Raw genomic sequence first — 15,217 nt, 5'->3', positions numbered from 1 at the left:
TCGCTCCGGTGTCCGTGCGGACGCGACCCATGCCCCTCGCACCCAGCGCCCCGTGCCCCTCGCGCCGAACGTGCCGAGGCCCCTCACACCGACCGCAGCAGCACCGCCGGTTGTTCGACGCAGTCCGCCACGTACCGCAGGAATCCGCCCGCCGTACCGCCGTCGCACACCCGGTGGTCGAACGTGAGCGACAGCTGGACCACGTGCCGCACCGCCAACTCCCCCTGGTGCACCCACGGCTTGGGCACGATGCGGCCCACGCCGAGCATGGCGGCCTCGGGGTGGTTGATGATCGGCGTGGATCCGTCGACCCCGAACACCCCGTAGTTGTTGAGCGTGAAGGTCCCTCCGGTGAGCTCAGCGGGGGTGAGCGTGCCCTCCCTCGCCGCCTCCGTCAGCCGTATCAGCTCGGCGTTGATCGACTCGGTGGTCCGCGTCTGGGAGTGCCGTACGACGGGGACGACCAGGCCACGGTCGGTCTGCGCGGCGAAGCCGAGGTGGATGTCGGCGAGGCGGCGCACCTCGCGTGCCTCCATGTCCACGGTGGAGTTGAGCATCGGGTACCGGTCGAGCGCGGCCACGGTGATGCGGGCGAACAGCGCGAGCAGCGACACCTTCTGACCCTCGCGCGGCTCCATGGCCCCGTTCATCGCGGCGCGGGCGGCGAGCAGTTCGGTCGCGTCGGCGTCGACCCAGCAGGTGGCCTCCGGTATCTCGCGCCTGCTGCGGGACATCTTGTCGGCGACGAGGCCCCTGATGCCGGTCAGCGGGTGCCGGGACGCGATCCCCGCGTGGGCCGGCTCCTCGACCGCACGCCTGCGCGGCTCTTCGCGCGTCCCCCCGACGGACTGGCCCGCCCCGTGCCGGGCCAGTCCGCCCGCGGCGATGGCTCCCTCGACGTCGGCCCGCGTGATCAGCCCGTCGTGGCCGGAGCCCACGAGGACACGCAGGTCCACGCCGTTCTCCCGCGCCAACTTCCGTACGAGGGGGGAGATCACCGGAATCGGCCCGTCATCGCGTACGGGGTCCTGCGCCTCGGGCGCGACGGGCTCCGGCGCCGAGGGCGCGGCGGGCCGCACCCGTCGGCGACGGGCGGGCGCCGCCGCCGTGCCGTACCCGACGAGGACGTTCCCCGAGGACTCCTCGGCGGCCGAGCGCGTGTCCGATTGCGCGGCCGACCGCGCGGCAGCAGCCTGCATGGCCCGCTCCGCAGGCTCCTCAGGCGCCCCCGAACCCCGCACAGGGGCTCCCACCGCGACCGTCAACAGCGGCGCGCCGACGGGCAGTTCCGCGCCCTCGTCCCCGAAGCGGGCCGTGACCACGCCTCCGTAGGGGCACGGCACCTCGACCATCGCCTTGGCCGTCTCCACCTCGACGACCGGCTGGTCCACGGCGACGACGTCACCGACCTGCACGAGCCACCGGACGATCTCGGCCTCGGTGAGCCCCTCCCCGAGGTCGGGCAGTTTGAATTCGAGACTGTTCACATCAAAAGCAGGGGCCATCAGCTCTCCGCCTCCCACTGCAGCCGCGCGACCGCGTCCAGAATCCGGTCCACGCCCGGCAGATGGTGCTTCTCCAGCATCGGCGGCGGATACGGGATGTCGAAGCCCGCGACCCGCAGCACCGGCGCCTCCAGGTGGTGGAAGCAGCGCTCGGTGATCCGCGCGGCGATCTCCCCGCCGGGGCCGCCGAAGCCGCCCGACTCGTGCACGACGACGGCGCGCCCGGTCCTGCGCACGGAGGCGGCGACCGTCTCGTCGTCGAAGGGCACGAGCGAGCGCAGATCGACCACTTCGAGGTCCCAGCCCTCGGCGCGCGCGGCCTCCGCGGCCTCCATGCAGACGGGCACGGACGGGCCGTACGTGATGAGCGTGGCGCTGCGTCCGGTGCGCCGCACCACGGCACGGCCTATCGGTTCGACGGCCGTGGGGGCGGCAGGGTTCCAGTCGGCCTTGGACCAGTACAGGCGCTTCGGCTCCAGGAAGACGACCGGGTCGTCGGAGGCGATGGAGGCGCGCAGCAGGCCGTACGCGTCGGCGACCGTGGCGGGCGTGACGACGTGCAGGCCCGGGGTCGCCATGTAGTACGCCTCGGAGGAGTCGCTGTGGTGCTCGACGCCGCCGATGCCGCCGCCGTAGGGCACGCGCACGGTGATGGGCATCGGCATCGCGCCCCGCGTGCGGTTGCGCATCTTCGCCACGTGCGAGAGCAGCTGCTCGAAGGCGGGGTAGGCGAAGGCGTCGAACTGCATCTCGACGACGGGCCGAAGCCCGTACATCGCCATGCCGACCGCCGTCCCGAGGATGCCCGCCTCGGCGAGCGGGGTGTCCGTACAGCGGTCCTCACCGAACTCCTCGGCGAGCCCGTCGGTGACCCGGAAGACCCCGCCGAGCGCGCCGACGTCCTCCCCGAGCACGTGGACGGAGGGGTCGTCGGCCATCGAGTCGCGCAGCGCCCGTCCGAGCGCCTGCGCCATGGTGGCCGGTTTGGTGGCCGATGGGGTGACCGGCTTCGCCGCGACCGTGGTCATCGCGCTTCCTCCTCCGCCTCTTCCGAGGCCACTTCGAGCTCGGCCCGCAACTGCGCCGCCTGCTCCCGCAGTTGGGAGGTCTGCTCGGCGTACACGTGCGTGAAGAGGTCCATGGGGTCGAGCTGGGGGTCCTGGTTCATGCGCTCGCGCAGGTCGGCCGCCATGGCCTCCGCGTCGTCGCCCGCCTGTCGCTTCAGGTCCTCGTCCAGGAGTCCGCGCTCCGTCAGCTCCCGCTCCAGGAGCAGGATCGGGTCGTGGTCGCGCCAGGCCGCGACCTCGCTGTCATGGCGGTAGCGCGTGGCGTCGTCGGCGTTGGTGTGCGCCTCCATGCGGTACGTGACCGCCTCGACGAGCGTCGGACCGCCGCCCGCGCGTGCCCGGGCCACCGCCTCGCCGAGCACCTCGTGCATCGCGGCCGCGTCGTTGCCGTCCACCAGGCGTCCCGGCATGCCGTACCCCACGGCCTTGTGCGCCAGGGAGGGGGCCGCGGTCTGCTTGGCGAGCGGCACGGAGATCGCGAAGCCGTTGTTCTGCACGAGGAAGACGACGGGCGCCTGCCACACGGCCGCGAAGTTCAGCGCCTCGTGGAAGTCGCCCTCGCTGGTGCCGCCGTCGCCGACCATGGCGAGCGCGACCACGTCGTCACCCTTGAGGCGGGCGGCGTGCGCGAGCCCCACGGCGTGCGGGAGCTGGGTGGCGAGCGGCGTGGACAGCGGCGCTATCCGGGCCTCGCGCGGGTCGTACCCGGTGTGCCAGTCGCCGCGCAGGAGCGTCAGCGCGCTGAGGGGGTCGAGGCCGCGGGCGACCGCGGCGAGCGTGTCCCGGTAGCTGGGGAAGAGCCAGTCCCGCTCCTGAAGGGCGAACGCGGCGGCGACCTCGCACGCCTCCTGGCCCGTGCTCGACGGGTAGACCGCGAGCCTGCCCTGCTTGGTCAGGGCGGTCGCCTGCGTGTTGTACCGGCGTCCGCGCACCAGCTCCGCGTACAGGCGGCGCAGCAGTCCCGGATCGACCTTCTCGACGGCATCGGTGCCAAGGACCCGGTACGGCTCCGCGTCCGGCAGCAGCGGCGCGGGGTCCGTCCTGGGCTGCCAAGCGGGGGGCGGGGTCGGCCGGTAGGCGCCCCGCTGCTCCATGACCGTCATGACGGCACCTCCTGGGGGAAGCGGTCTCCTCGTGAGGAGCGGCAAAAGAGGCGCGGCGGTGTGGTGCGCCTCACCTACCGATTGTTCGGTCGTCGGCACATTTTGGCTACAGGCGCCTCCAGGCTGTGGACAAACGGTTCTGCACAGCCTGGGATGGATGCAGTACGTCCATGGTAGGGAGGCGGGGGGACATGGCACCTGAACGAATGGCCGACTGGCAGGACGACGGCCGTCCGGAACCCAGGCCCCTGGACGCCATCGACCGCGACATCCTCCAGATCCTGCACACGGACGGTCGCGCCTCGATACGTTCCGTGGCCGACCGCGTCCACGTGTCGCGCGCCAACGCGTACGCACGCATCAACCGGCTCATCGACGACGGCGTCATCCGTGGCTTCGGGGCGCGGATCAACCACGAACGCGCCGGGCAGGGCGCCTCCGCGTACATCACGCTCAAGATCGTCCAGAACACCTGGCGCACGGTGCGCGAGCATCTGCGCGCACTCCCCGGTGCGTCCCACATCGCGCTGGTCAGCGGCGACTTCGACGTACTGCTCCTGGTGCACACACCGGACAACCGCGCCCTGCGCGAACTGGTGCTCACCCGGCTGCAGTCCATCCCCGAGGTACTCAGCACGCGGACGTTGCTGGTCTTCGAGGAGGACGACATGGATCCGGAGCCCTGACCCCGTCCCTGCCCGTACCGCGCGGGCGGCGTCCTCAGCTCTCCGCGCGCAGCCCGGCGAAGGCCAACTGCACGACGGCGTCGGCGACCTGCTCGCCGTTGGCGGCCCCCCGGCTCTCCGGGCGGTACCACTCCACGATGGAGTTGATCATTCCGAAGAGCAGCCGGGTGGCCAGGCGCAGATCCGCGTCCGAGCGCAGATCGCCGTCCGCGACGGCCTCCTTGAACAGCTCGGCGACCTGCTGGTCGAACTCCCTGCGCCGCTCCATGGCCCACCGCTCGGTGTCCGTGTTGCCGCGCACCCGCAGCAGCAGCGTCACATAGGGCAGCTCGGCGACCAGCACCTCCACGGTGCGGCGCGTGACGTACTCCAGGCGCTCGACCGCACTGCCCACGCGCGCGTGCTCCTCGGCGAGGATCCCGAAGAGACCGTCGAGGGCCCGGCTCACCGCGCGCCGCAGCAGCTCCTCCTTGCCCGCCACGTGGTGGTAGATCGAGGACTTGGAGATGCCCGCCGCCTTGGAGAGGTGCTCCATGGACGTGCCGTCGTAGCCGCGCTCGTTGAAGACCCGGACGGCCACGCTCAACAGCGTCTCCGGGGTGTACGTGTCCCGCCGGGCGGTGGTCATGAGTGTTCCTCTCGCACGGCCTGGCGCCGCAGGGCCTGGGACGGCGCGTAGCGCCCTGTGGGGTACTCCTCGTGGAGCTGGTCGAGCGCCTCGGCCACCCGGTACGCGGTGAGCCTCCGGCCCCATTCGCCGGGCCCGAGCGGGTAGTTGACGCCGAGCCGCATGGCCGTGTCGATGTCGTCGGCGTCCGCGACCCCGCGCCCCACGGCGTCGAGGGCGAAGTCGACGAGCATCCACACCGTGCGGGCCACGATCATTCCCGGGGCGTGGCCGATGACGCTGACCTTCTTCCCGAGCGCCTGGAAGAGACCGACCGCCTCCTGGAGGCCCTGCTCGCCCACCCGGCTCGACGGTGAGAGGGCGACGCGGGTCGCCGCCCGGTAGTCGAGGGCGAGGTCGAAGTGGATCGTGGGATCCGCCTCCGCGTCGGGCGCGGAGCCGTCCACCAGGGCGAGCCGCACGCCACTGGGCAGCTCGATGAATCCGGGGTAACTGGGGACGCCCTTCCCGCGTGCGACCTTGATGCCCGCCTCCGTCATGAGACCGCTCAGGACGTCCGCGGGGAAGAGGTCACCGTGGACGGCGACGGATGCGGGCGCCTTCGCGGGCTCCGCCGTGTGCGGCTCCGGGCGCGCGGCGTCCTCGCCGTACGCGTACCAGCCCTGCCCCGACTTGCGCCCGAGGCGGCGCGACTCGACGAGCCTGCGCTGGGCGAGCGAGGGCGTGAACTTGGGGTCCTGGAAGAAGGACTCCCACACGGAGCGCGTGACGGCCTCGTTGACGTCCTGACCGATGAGGTCGGTCAGTTCGAAGGGGCCCATCCTGAAGCCGCCGCATTCGCGCAGGACGGCGTCGATCGTGGCGGGCTCCGCGACCCGCTCCTCGTACACGCGCAGCGCCTCGGCGTAGAAGGGCCTGGCCACGCGGTTGACGATGAAGCCGGGGGTGTCCGCGCAGCGCACCGGCGTCTTGCCCCAGCCCTTGGCGGTGTCGTACGCGCGCGTGGCGGCCGCCTCGTCCGTCGCGAAACCGCTGACGACCTCGACGAGGGGGAGCAGCGGCGCCGGGTTGAAGAAGTGCAGGCCGACGAAGCGCCCGGGGTTCCTCAGCGCGCCCGCGATGGCGGTCACGGACAGGGACGAGGTGTTGGTGGCCAGCAGACAGTCGTCGGCGACCACGTCCTCCAGGTCCTGGAACAGCCGCTGCTTGACGTCCAGTCGCTCCAGGACGGCCTCGACGACGAGCCCGCAGTCGGCGAGCTCGCCGAGACTCTCGGCCGGGGTGATCCTGGCGGCAGCGGCGGCGCGGTCCTCCGCCGTGAGCCTGCCCTTCTCGACCAGCCGGTCCAGGCGGGCGCCGATCGCCTCGGCCGCCGCCCTCGCCCGGTCGGGCGCCGCGTCGTAGAGCCGCACGGGGTGCCCCGCGACCAGGGCGACCTGGGCGATGCCCTGTCCCATGGTGCCGGTGCCGACCACGGCTACGGCGCTGCTGAGCTCCAGTCCTGTCATGTTCGCGATCCTCCCGCACGGCCTGTCGGCCGCAGGGTCCGGGGGTCGCCGCGGAGAAGTTGTCCACAGGTTCGGCAGACCCTCTTGTCCCGACCGATCGTTCGGTTACTCTAGCTCTGTCAGCCAGTCCCTGCCCACTGTTCCTGCCCGGCTCACCAGCTCGATGGAGAGCTGACCGACGAGGAGTTGGTCCTGTCATGGCCGCCGAACTCACCGCGCACCAGCTGATCGCCAAGCACCGGCCCACCCTCGACCAGGCGCTGGAGACGATCCGCACGCGCGCGTACTGGTCCCCGCACCCCGAGCACCCCAAGGCGTACGGCGAGGGCGGCAGCCTGAGCCTGCCCGAGGGCAAGGCCGCCTTCGACGCCCTCCTGGGCACCCGCTTCGACCTCGACCAGCCCGGCACGGACGACTGGGTGGGCGGGGAGGTCTCTCCGTACGGACCGGAGTTGGGGATCACGTACCCCCACCCGGACATCGACACCCTGCTGCCCGCCATGCGCGCCGGGATGCGCGCCTGGCGCGACGCGGGCGCGGAAGTGCGCGCGATGGTCAGCCTGGAGATCCTGGCCCGGATCAGCGCCCGCACGCACGAGCTGGCGCACGCGGTCATGCACACCAGCGGCCAGGCCTTCATGATGGCGTTCCAGGCCGGCGGGCCGCACGCCCAGGACCGCGGCCTCGAAGCCATCGCGTACGCGTACGTGGAGCAGGCCCGCACGCCCGACGCCGCCGAGTGGACCAAGCCCCAGGGCAAGCGCGACCCGCTCGCGCTCAACAAGCGCTTCACGCCCGTCGCGCGCGGCATCTCGCTCCTCATCGGCTGCAACACCTTCCCGACGTGGAACGGCTACCCGGGCCTGTTCGCCTCGCTCGCCACCGGCAACCCCGTCCTGGTCAAGCCCCACCCGCGCGCGGTGCTGCCGCTCGCGCTCACGGTGCGGATCGCCCGGGAGGTCCTCGCCGACGCGGGATTCGACCCGAACCTCGTCTGCCTGGCAGCCGAGCGGCCCGGCGAGGGCATCGCCAAGACCCTCGCCGTGCGCCCCGAGATCAAGCTGATCGACTACACGGGTTCGACGTCGTTCGGCGACTGGCTGGAGACCAACGCCCGCCAGGCCCAGGTCTACACGGAAAAGGCCGGGGTCAACACGGTCGTCATCGACTCGACGGACAACTACAAGGGGATGCTGGCGAACCTGGCCTTCTCCCTGTCGCTGTACAGCGGCCAGATGTGCACCACCCCGCAGAACCTGCTGATCCCCCGCGACGGCATCGCCACGGACGCGGGCGCCAAGTCGTACGACGACGTGGTCGCCGACCTCGCGGCCTCCGTCAGCGGCCTGCTCGGCGACGACGCCCGGGCGAACGGCATCCTCGGCGCCCTGGTCAACCCGGACGTGAAGACCCGCCTGGAGGCCGCCGCCGGACTCGGTGAAGTCGCCCTGGCCTCACGGGAAATCGCCAACCCCGAGTTCCCGGACGCGGTCGTCCGCACCCCCGTCATCGTCAAGCTGGACGGCGCCAAGCCGGACTCGGAGGCCGCCTACCTCAGCGAGTGCTTCGGCCCCGTCTCCTTCGCGGTCGCCGTCGACTCCGCGACGGACGCGGTGGAGCTCCTTCGCCGCACCGTGCGGGACAAGGGCGCGATGACCGTAGGGGCGTACACGACGTCGGACGAGGTCTCCGCGGCCGTCGAGGAGACGTGCCTGGAGGAGTGCGCCCAGCTGTCCTTGAACCTCACGGGCGGCGTCTACGTGAACCAGACGGCGGCGTTCTCGGACTTCCACGGCTCGGGCGGCAACCCCGCGGCCAACGCCGCGCTCTGCGACGGCGCGTTCGTGGCCAACCGCTTCCGCGTGGTGGAGATCCGCAAGGACGCGTAGTGCGCGGTGCGTGAGACCTGACGCGCGGCGGGTTCAGGCCCCCGGCCCCGGGGGCCTGCCCGCCGACCAGTGGAAGAGCGCCATGCCGACGCTCGTCGCCAGGTTGTAGCTGGAGACCTGCGGCCGCATCGGCAGCGACACCAAGTGATCGGCGCGGGCGCGCAGTTCCGCCGAGAGGCCGCTGCGCTCGGACCCGAAGGCGAGCACCGCGTCGTCGGGGAGCTTCAGAGCCCGGATGTCCTCGCCCTCCGCGTCGAGCGCGAACACCGGCCCGTCCGGCAGCTCGGCGACGTCCATCCGCTCCACGGCCGTCGCGAAGTGCAGCCCCGCCCCGCCGCGTACGACGGTGGGGTGCCAGGGATCGAGCGTGCCGGTCGTGACGACGCCGGTCGCCCCGAAGCCCGCGGCCAGTCGGATCACGGCCCCCGCGTTGCCCAGATTGCGGGGATCGTCGAGCACGACGACCGGCGCGGTCCTCGGCGTACGCCCCAGTGCTTCGAGGTGGGCCGTGCGCGAGGGGCGTACCGCGAGGGCGGCGACCGCCGTCGGGTGCAGCCGCGGCACGAGGGCACGCAGCCGCTCGTCCGGGATCTGCACGAGGAGCGCGTCGAGCGCGCCCTTCACGTCCGGGGCGAGCTCGTCGGCGAGGGCGAGGACCGCGGCCTTGTCACTGGTCAGCGCCATGGGCACGGACGCGTCGAAGCGCAGCGCGTGCTTGATCGCGTGAAAACCGTCGAGCAGTACGGACGTCTCGGCGAGCCCCCGCCAGGCGCGCTCGGCGCCACCGGGATCCGCCGCCGCATCCGTCCTGTTCATGGGGTGAAGCCTACGCGCGCGTGCTCGGTGGGCTCCTCGTCCCGCTCCCCGGCCGCGGCCCGCTGCTCCGGCACGGCGTTCCCGCGGGGAAGCCGGTCGAAGGGCAGCCGGGACATCAGCCCCCCGCGTGCGCGCGCCGCCAGGACGCCCACCCGCCGCAGGAACGTCGTCGGCAGGAACACCGCGTCGGCCGTGATCATCGCGAGCGAGAAGAACGGCAGGCCGAGCACGATCGCGATGACGGCGTGCTCGAAGATCATGGCCGCGAGCAGCACGTTCTTGACGCGCCGGTTGAAGAGGGTGAACGGGAAGGCCACCTGCACGGCGACCGTCCCGTACGTCACCAGCATCAGCATGACGCCGTTGGACGAAAGGACCTCGGAGAGCGCGGGCCACGGCGAGAAGTAGTCGAGGTTCAGCGGGTAGTAGACGGCCGTGCCGTCCTGCCAGCGACTGCCCTGGATCTTGTACCAGCCCGCGGTCGCGTAGATCAGACACGCCTCGACCATGATCACGAGCAGGGCCGCGTTGTGGGCGAGGTTGGCGACGACGTCGAAGAGCTTGCGGAACTGCCCCTGGGGCGCGCGCTGCCCCACGGCCCACCACAGGCCGTGCGCGATGAGCAGCCCCCAGAAGAACAGCAGCCAGCCGCCGCTGAGTTCCCCCAGGAACATCGCACCGGACAGGACGAGCCCGAGCACCCACCACAGGGCGGGCCCCGCGCGGTCGACCGGCGCGGCGGCGAGCTCCGGGTCCGCGGCACGCGCGCGTGCCGCACGCCGCGCGTCCAGGGACCAGACCTGGCCGCACCGGGTGAACACCAAGTAGGTCGCCATCAGATGGATGACGTTGTCGCCGCCGTCGCCGATGAAGATGCTGCGGTTCTGCAGCGAGAGCACGCCGACCATGAAGAGCACCGACATCGCGCGCGTGCGCCAGCCGAGAAGCAGGAGGACGCTGCTGACCATGGCCAGCACGTAGACGGCCTCGAACCAGAGCCGCCCGTCCGACCACATCAGCACGGTGAAGGCGCCGTTGTTCGCGATGAGCTGCTGGGCCATGTCCCAGCTCCAGGGCCCGTCCGGGCCGTACAGCTCATGGCGGTGGGGGAACTCGCGGAGCAGGAAGAGCAGCCAGGTGGCGGAGAAGCCGATGCGGATGATCGCGGTCTGGTAGGGCCCCAGGGCGAACCCGGTGGCCTTGGTGAGCCCCTGCGCCAGCGGCCGTTCGAGGCGCCTCATCGCTCACTCCCCCGCGCGTCCCGCTCCGCGTCCCGTCCGGTGCCGACTCCGGCGCCGTCCCCCAGGGGCATGTCCCCGGACGTCACCGACCACCAGGGGAGCGTCCGATAGGTCGGCTTGGTGGACACCTTCTCCTCGCTCCACTTCGGCGGTCGTACGTTCGTGGTCCGGGAACGCACCTGCACGCGCGCGATGTGGTCGCCCGCACCGCCCGGCCGCTCCCTGTCGAGCCGCATGAGCGCGACGCGGCGGACATAGCGTTCGGAGAGCTGGCCCCGCAGACCGACGGGACGATTCTGCGCGTCGTGCGAGCCCACGTAGAAGTCCCAGGCGCGGCGCAGTTCGTTCTGTTGCGTGTGGCTGGGGAACAGGCTGCCGTCGATGGCGGCGCCGTCCCGCGCGGACAGGTCGTACCAGTGCGTGGTCCGCACGCCGCCACCGGCCGTACGGAGCTCGGCGCGCGCCTGCACCGCGACGTTCTGCTGGAGCGGGTTGGGCGCGAAGAGCTTCCAGTTCTGCTCGAACTCGGGGTAGATCCAGTCGTCGACCACGTCGCCGTGCTGCTTGGTCACCGTGTTCGAGGGGGCGACGTGCAGGAAGAGCATGCCGACGTGGACGCAGGCGGCCACGGCGATGAGGGCGAGCGCGACCGCGGCGGCGATCTGGTGGCCGAGCGGGAGCCCGGCGATGCCGACGCGGGGCTCGGGCGCGACGAGGGGCCGCGGCGGGTCCGCGACCGGAGCGGATGACCCGTCCGGCTCATCGGGGCCGGAGAACACGTCCGGCTCGTCGGCGCCGGAGCACCGGCCCGGCTCATCGGCGTCGGAGAACCCGGCGGGCTCGTCGGGGTCGGCGGACCCGCCGCCGGAACCCTTGTCGTACCCGTCCATTCCGCCCCGATCCCTGTTCCCGCACCGAACCCTGCCGCCGGAACGGTACTCAGACCCGCCCGTCGCGCACAGCGTCCGTGAAGTTATCCACAGGGTTGACACCTTATGGCGGCGAGCCGCACCATTGAATTCAACGAACCGAACGATCGGTCGGGCGGTTCGCTCAGGTCTAGGGGGACCGAGATGGCGACAGCAGCCGCACATCAGGCGGCGGGGACGGAGCCGGACGAGGCCGGGTCCCCGGCCGCGCGCACGGCGGGACAGGAAGCCGCCGCGGAGCACCAGGCCGTCTTCGACGCGGCGGTCGCCGCCGACGAGCGGATCGAGCCGCGCGACTGGATGCCGGACGCCTATCGCGCGTCATTGGTCAGGCAGATCGCGCAGCACGCCCACTCCGAGATCATCGGCATGCAGCCCGAGGCCAACTGGATCACCCGCGCCCCCTCCCTGCGGCGCAAGGCGATCCTCATGGCCAAGGTGCAGGACGAGGCCGGACACGGCCTGTATCTGTACAGCGCCGCCGAGACGCTCGGCACCGGCAGGGACGAGCTGCTCGACAAGCTGCACTCGGGCCGCCAGAAGTACTCATCGATCTTCAACTACCCCACGCTGACCTGGGCGGACGTGGGCGCGATCGGCTGGCTCGTGGACGGCGCGGCGATCACCAACCAGGTCCCCCTGTGCCGTTGCTCCTACGGCCCTTACGCCCGCGCGATGGTCCGGGTCTGCAAGGAGGAGTCCTTCCACCAGCGCCAGGGGTACGAATCGCTGCTCGCCCTCAGCCGCGGCACCCAGGCCCAGCACGACATGGCGCAGGACGCGGTGAACCGCTGGTGGTGGCCCTCGCTGATGATGTTCGGCCCGCCCGACGACGAGTCCTCGCACTCCGAGCAGTCGATGACGTGGAAGATCAAGCGCCATTCGAACGACGAGCTGCGCCAGCGCTTCGTCGACATCTGCGTCCCCCAGGCCGAGTCGCTCGGACTCACCCTGCCCGACCCGGACCTGGCGTGGAACGAGTCCCGGGGGCACCACGACTTCGGCCCGATCGACTGGACCGAGTTCTGGGACGTCCTCAAGGGCAACGGCCCCTGTAACGAACAGCGCATCACCCAGCGCAAGCGCGCCCACGACGAGGGCGCCTGGGTCAGGGACGCCGCGGCCGCCTACGCCGCGAAGCACGGAAAGGCGACGGCATGAGCAGCTCGACCGACTGGCCGCTGTGGGAGGTGTTCGTGCGCTCCCGCCGCGGGCTCTCGCACACCCACGCGGGCAGCCTGCATGCCCCGGACGCGGAGATGGCCCTGCGCAACGCCCGGGATCTGTACACCCGCAGGAGCGAAGGCGTCTCCCTCTGGGTCGTGCCGTCCACCGAGATCACCGCCTCGTCGCCGGACGAGAAGGACTCCTTCTTCGAACCCGCGGGCGACAAGCCCTACCGCCACCCGACGTTCTACGACATCCCGGAGGGGGTGAAGCACCTGTGATCACCGCAGCCGACGCCCCGGCCCTTCCCGCCCTGCCCCTGGGAGACGACGCACTGGTGCTCTCGCACCGCCTGGGGGAGTGGGCGGGCCACGCGCCCGTCCTCGAAGAGGAAGTCGCCCTGGCGAACATCGCACTCGACCTGCTCGGTCAGGCCCGCATCCTGCTCTCCCTGGTCGGCGACGAGGACGAGCTGGCCTACCTCCGCGAGGAGCGCGCCTTCCGCAACCTCCAGCTGGTCGAGCAGCCGAACGGCGACTTCGCGCACACCATCGCCCGCCAGCTCTACTTCTCCACCTACCAAGCCCTGTTGTACGGGCAGTTGGCGACCGGCGATGGCGAGCTCGCCCCCTTGGCGGCGAAGGCCGTCAAGGAGGTCGCCTACCACCGGGACCACGCCGAGCAGTGGACCCTGCGCCTCGGCGACGGCACCCCCGAGAGCCACGCCCGCGCACAGCGCGCCCTCGACGCGCTGTGGCGCTTCACCGGAGAGATGTTCCAGCCGGTGGCGGGCCTGGACGTGGACTGGCAGGACATGCGGGCCAGTTGGACGTCCTCGGTGACCGCCGTCATCGAGCGGGCGACGCTGACCGTGCCGTCGGGCCCGCAGTCCGGCGCGTGGGCGGCGGGCGCGGGCCGCCAGGGCCTGCACACGGAGTCGTTCGGCCGGATGCTCGCCGAGATGCAGCACCTGCACCGCAGCCACCCGGGGGCATCATGGTGACGACCGCGCACGCGACGCCCACGGCGCTCGAAGCGGAGCTCCTGGCCCTGGCAGGCTCGGTGCCCGACCCCGAGCTGCCCGTGCTCACCCTGGCCGAGCTCGGAGTGGTGCGCGGCGTGCGGGTCCTCCCCTCCGGCGAGGTCGATGTCGAGCTGACCCCCACGTACACCGGCTGCCCTGCCATCGAGGCCATGTCCGCCGACATAGAGCGGGTCCTGCACGACCGGGGCATGGCCGAGGTCTCGGTGCGCACCGTGCTCTCCCCCGCCTGGTCGACGGACGACATCAGCGCCGAAGGCCGCCGCAAGCTCACCGAGTTCGGCATCGCACCGCCGCGCTCCCACGCGACCGACGGGCCGATCCCCCTCAGCCTGTCCATCCGCTGCCCGCACTGCGGATCGACCGACACGGAACTGCTCAGCCGCTTCTCCTCCACGGCCTGCAAGGCCCTGCGCCGCTGCGCGTCCTGCCGTGAACCCTTCGACCACTTCAAGGAGTTGTGATGGCCCGCTTCCACCCGCTCCGGGTAGCGGCGGTCGACCGGCTCACCGACGACTCCGTGACGCTGACCTTCGACGTACCGCCTGCGCTGCGCGAGGAGTACGCGTTCACCCCGGGCCAGCACCTCGCCGTCCGCCGCTTCGTCGACGGCACCGAGATCCGGCGTACGTACTCGATCTGCTCGCCCGCGCCGCTCCCCGGCACCCAGGGAGAGCCCCGGACGCTGCGCGTCGGCGTGCGCCTCGTCGAGGACGGCGCCTTCTCGACGTACGCCTTCAAGGAAGTCGCCGTCGGCGACGAGCTGGAGGTGATGACCCCGGCCGGGCGCTTCACCCTGGACCCCGCACCCGGGCGCTACGCGGCCGTGGTCGGCGGCAGCGGCATCACCCCCGTGCTCTCCATCGTCACGACGCTCCTGGAGCGCGAGCCGCGGGCGGACTTCTGCCTCATACGCAGCGACCGCACCGCCGCGTCGACGATGTTCCTGGAGGAGGTCGCCGACCTCAAGGACCGCTGGCCCGACCGGTTCCAGCTGGTGACCGTGCTCTCGCGCGAGGAGCAGCAGGCCGGGCTCGACTCCGGTCGGCTCGACGAGGAGCGGCTCGCCGGGCTGCTGCCCGCGCTGCTGCCCGTGGCGGAGATCGAGGCGTGGTTCCTGTGCGGGCCTTTCGGCCTGGTGCAGGGCGCCGAGCGGACCCTGCGCGCCCTGGACGTGCCCCGTCGGCGCATCCACGAGGAGATCTTCCACGTGGACGACGGCGGCACCCCCGCGGCTCCCGCCGCCCCGGCGCCCGCGCACAGCACGGTGACGGCGACGCTCGACGGCCGCTCCGGCACCTGGCCGGTCCTGGACGGCGAGAGCCTCCTGGAGACGGTCCTGCGCAACCGCGCGGACGCGCCCTACGCCTGCAAGGGCGGAGTGTGCGGCACCTGCCGGGCGTTCCGGGTCTCGGGCGAGGTGCGGATGGACCGCAACTTCGCGCTCGAGCCGGAGGAGACGGAGGCCGGGTACGTGCTGGCGTGCCAGTCCCATCCGGCCACGGACACCGTGGAGTTGGACTTCGACCGCTGACCCGCCCACCCCTCTCCCTCCCGGCCGCCCCTGCCTGTTCCCTTCCTCTAGAACCTGTTCTATCTTGACGGTCCGTCAGATGCGAAGAGGCGGAAGAGGCGA

At 71.8% G+C, this 15,217-nt stretch carries 15 protein-coding genes; 7 read left to right on the top strand and 8 right to left on the bottom strand.

The features are described from left to right. Window positions 1-83: 83 nt before the first annotated feature. From KY5_RS20925 to pdhA, 3 genes are read right to left on the bottom strand one after another with little or no spacing between them, the layout of a single operon-like run. A complete protein-coding gene (locus tag KY5_RS20925; RefSeq protein ID WP_098243687.1) occupies window positions 84-1,505 on the bottom strand; it encodes a dihydrolipoamide acetyltransferase family protein in 1,422 nt (473 codons plus the stop codon). Next, a complete protein-coding gene (locus tag KY5_RS20920) occupies window positions 1,505-2,533 on the bottom strand; it encodes an alpha-ketoacid dehydrogenase subunit beta (RefSeq protein WP_098243686.1) in 1,029 nt (342 codons plus the stop codon). The genes KY5_RS20925 and KY5_RS20920 overlap by 1 nt, the downstream gene beginning before the upstream one ends. Continuing rightward, window positions 2,530-3,675, bottom strand: a complete 1,146-nt coding sequence (gene pdhA / locus KY5_RS20915) for a pyruvate dehydrogenase (acetyl-transferring) E1 component subunit alpha (protein ID WP_098243685.1) — start codon at window positions 3,673-3,675, stop codon at window positions 2,530-2,532. Before pdhA ends, KY5_RS20920 begins: the two co-directional genes overlap by 4 nt. A gap of 191 nt (window positions 3,676-3,866) precedes the next feature. Here pdhA and KY5_RS20910 point away from each other — a divergent pair, with 191 nt between their 5' ends. Next, on the top strand, window positions 3,867-4,361 hold the full coding sequence (locus KY5_RS20910; RefSeq protein WP_234362794.1) for an Lrp/AsnC family transcriptional regulator: 495 nt from the start codon (window positions 3,867-3,869) through the stop codon (window positions 4,359-4,361). 34 nt (window positions 4,362-4,395) lie between these two features. Here the strand turns inward: KY5_RS20910 and KY5_RS20905 are convergent, their stop codons facing one another. Together KY5_RS20905 and KY5_RS20900 are read right to left on the bottom strand one after the other, a co-directional pair. Beyond that, window positions 4,396-4,989 (bottom strand): TetR/AcrR family transcriptional regulator, encoded by a 594-nt coding sequence (locus tag KY5_RS20905; RefSeq protein WP_055553378.1) that lies wholly within the window; start codon window positions 4,987-4,989, stop codon window positions 4,396-4,398. Then, complete coding sequence (locus KY5_RS20900) at window positions 4,986-6,497, bottom strand: 3-hydroxyacyl-CoA dehydrogenase (RefSeq protein WP_098243683.1); 1,512 nt, start codon at window positions 6,495-6,497, stop codon at window positions 4,986-4,988. Before KY5_RS20900 ends, KY5_RS20905 begins: the two co-directional genes overlap by 4 nt. Window positions 6,498-6,694: 197 nt before the next feature. Here KY5_RS20900 and paaN point away from each other — a divergent pair, with 197 nt between their 5' ends. Further along, entirely contained in the window at window positions 6,695-8,386 is a 1,692-nt protein-coding gene (gene paaN, locus KY5_RS20895; RefSeq protein ID WP_098243682.1) for a phenylacetic acid degradation protein PaaN, read from the top strand. A gap of 33 nt (window positions 8,387-8,419) precedes the next feature. Here the strand turns inward: paaN and KY5_RS20890 are convergent, their stop codons facing one another. From KY5_RS20890 to KY5_RS20880, 3 genes are read right to left on the bottom strand one after another with little or no spacing between them, the layout of a single operon-like run. Next, on the bottom strand, window positions 8,420-9,202 hold the full coding sequence (locus KY5_RS20890; RefSeq protein ID WP_098243681.1) for a TrmH family RNA methyltransferase: 783 nt from the start codon (window positions 9,200-9,202) through the stop codon (window positions 8,420-8,422). Further along, window positions 9,199-10,443 (bottom strand): HTTM domain-containing protein, encoded by a 1,245-nt coding sequence (locus KY5_RS20885; RefSeq protein WP_098243680.1) that lies wholly within the window; start codon window positions 10,441-10,443, stop codon window positions 9,199-9,201. Before KY5_RS20885 ends, KY5_RS20890 begins: the two co-directional genes overlap by 4 nt. Further along, window positions 10,440-11,333: a DUF5819 family protein gene (locus tag KY5_RS20880; protein ID WP_098243679.1), complete on the bottom strand. Its 894-nt coding sequence runs from the start codon at window positions 11,331-11,333 to the stop codon at window positions 10,440-10,442. Before KY5_RS20880 ends, KY5_RS20885 begins: the two co-directional genes overlap by 4 nt. A gap of 183 nt (window positions 11,334-11,516) precedes the next feature. Between KY5_RS20880 and paaA the strand changes: the two genes are divergently transcribed. Genes paaA through KY5_RS20855 form a run of 5 tightly spaced genes read left to right on the top strand, consistent with a single transcriptional unit; the run spans window position 11,517 to window position 15,115 of the window. After that, window positions 11,517-12,533, top strand: a complete 1,017-nt coding sequence (gene paaA / locus KY5_RS20875) for a 1,2-phenylacetyl-CoA epoxidase subunit PaaA (RefSeq protein ID WP_098243678.1) — start codon at window positions 11,517-11,519, stop codon at window positions 12,531-12,533. Next, a complete protein-coding gene (paaB, locus tag KY5_RS20870; RefSeq protein ID WP_055553366.1) occupies window positions 12,530-12,820 on the top strand; it encodes a 1,2-phenylacetyl-CoA epoxidase subunit PaaB in 291 nt (96 codons plus the stop codon). Before paaA ends, paaB begins: the two co-directional genes overlap by 4 nt. Beyond that, window positions 12,817-13,542, top strand: coding sequence for a 1,2-phenylacetyl-CoA epoxidase subunit PaaC (paaC, locus tag KY5_RS20865; protein ID WP_199843172.1), 726 nt, complete (start codon window positions 12,817-12,819; stop codon window positions 13,540-13,542). The genes paaB and paaC overlap by 4 nt, the downstream gene beginning before the upstream one ends. Then, window positions 13,536-14,045, top strand: a complete 510-nt coding sequence (paaD, locus tag KY5_RS20860; protein ID WP_098243677.1) for a 1,2-phenylacetyl-CoA epoxidase subunit PaaD — start codon at window positions 13,536-13,538, stop codon at window positions 14,043-14,045. The genes paaC and paaD overlap by 7 nt, the downstream gene beginning before the upstream one ends. Next, complete coding sequence (locus tag KY5_RS20855; RefSeq protein ID WP_098243676.1) at window positions 14,045-15,115, top strand: 2Fe-2S iron-sulfur cluster-binding protein; 1,071 nt, start codon at window positions 14,045-14,047, stop codon at window positions 15,113-15,115. Before paaD ends, KY5_RS20855 begins: the two co-directional genes overlap by 1 nt. The last annotated feature ends 102 nt before the right edge of the window (window positions 15,116-15,217 follow it).

Source organism: Streptomyces formicae, assembly GCF_002556545.1.
Classification (GTDB): domain Bacteria; phylum Actinomycetota; class Actinomycetes; order Streptomycetales; family Streptomycetaceae; genus Streptomyces; species Streptomyces formicae_A.
The sequence above is the reverse complement of the archived record's forward strand: the minus strand, read 5'-3'. Positions and strand labels throughout refer to the sequence as shown.

Bases quoted from the DNA above. Each gene is read 5' to 3' on its own strand.
- KY5_RS20925 (WP_098243687.1), bottom strand. From the start codon at position 1,505: ATGGCCCCTGCTTTTGATGTGAACAGTCTCGAATTCAAACTGCCCGAC.
- KY5_RS20920 (WP_098243686.1), bottom strand. From the start codon at position 2,533: ATGACCACGGTCGCGGCGAAGCCGGTCACCCCATCGGCCACCAAACCG.
- pdhA (WP_098243685.1), bottom strand. From the start codon at position 3,675: ATGACGGTCATGGAGCAGCGGGGCGCCTACCGGCCGACCCCGCCCCCC.
- KY5_RS20910 (WP_234362794.1), top strand. From the start codon at position 3,867: ATGGCACCTGAACGAATGGCCGACTGGCAGGACGACGGCCGTCCGGAA.
- KY5_RS20905 (WP_055553378.1), bottom strand. From the start codon at position 4,989: ATGACCACCGCCCGGCGGGACACGTACACCCCGGAGACGCTGTTGAGC.
- KY5_RS20900 (WP_098243683.1), bottom strand. From the start codon at position 6,497: ATGACAGGACTGGAGCTCAGCAGCGCCGTAGCCGTGGTCGGCACCGGC.
- paaN (WP_098243682.1), top strand. From the start codon at position 6,695: ATGGCCGCCGAACTCACCGCGCACCAGCTGATCGCCAAGCACCGGCCC.
- KY5_RS20890 (WP_098243681.1), bottom strand. From the start codon at position 9,202: ATGAACAGGACGGATGCGGCGGCGGATCCCGGTGGCGCCGAGCGCGCC.
- KY5_RS20885 (WP_098243680.1), bottom strand. From the start codon at position 10,443: ATGAGGCGCCTCGAACGGCCGCTGGCGCAGGGGCTCACCAAGGCCACC.
- KY5_RS20880 (WP_098243679.1), bottom strand. From the start codon at position 11,333: ATGGACGGGTACGACAAGGGTTCCGGCGGCGGGTCCGCCGACCCCGAC.
- paaA (WP_098243678.1), top strand. From the start codon at position 11,517: ATGGCGACAGCAGCCGCACATCAGGCGGCGGGGACGGAGCCGGACGAG.
- paaB (WP_055553366.1), top strand. From the start codon at position 12,530: ATGAGCAGCTCGACCGACTGGCCGCTGTGGGAGGTGTTCGTGCGCTCC.
- paaD (WP_098243677.1), top strand. From the start codon at position 13,536: ATGGTGACGACCGCGCACGCGACGCCCACGGCGCTCGAAGCGGAGCTC.
- KY5_RS20855 (WP_098243676.1), top strand. From the start codon at position 14,045: ATGGCCCGCTTCCACCCGCTCCGGGTAGCGGCGGTCGACCGGCTCACC.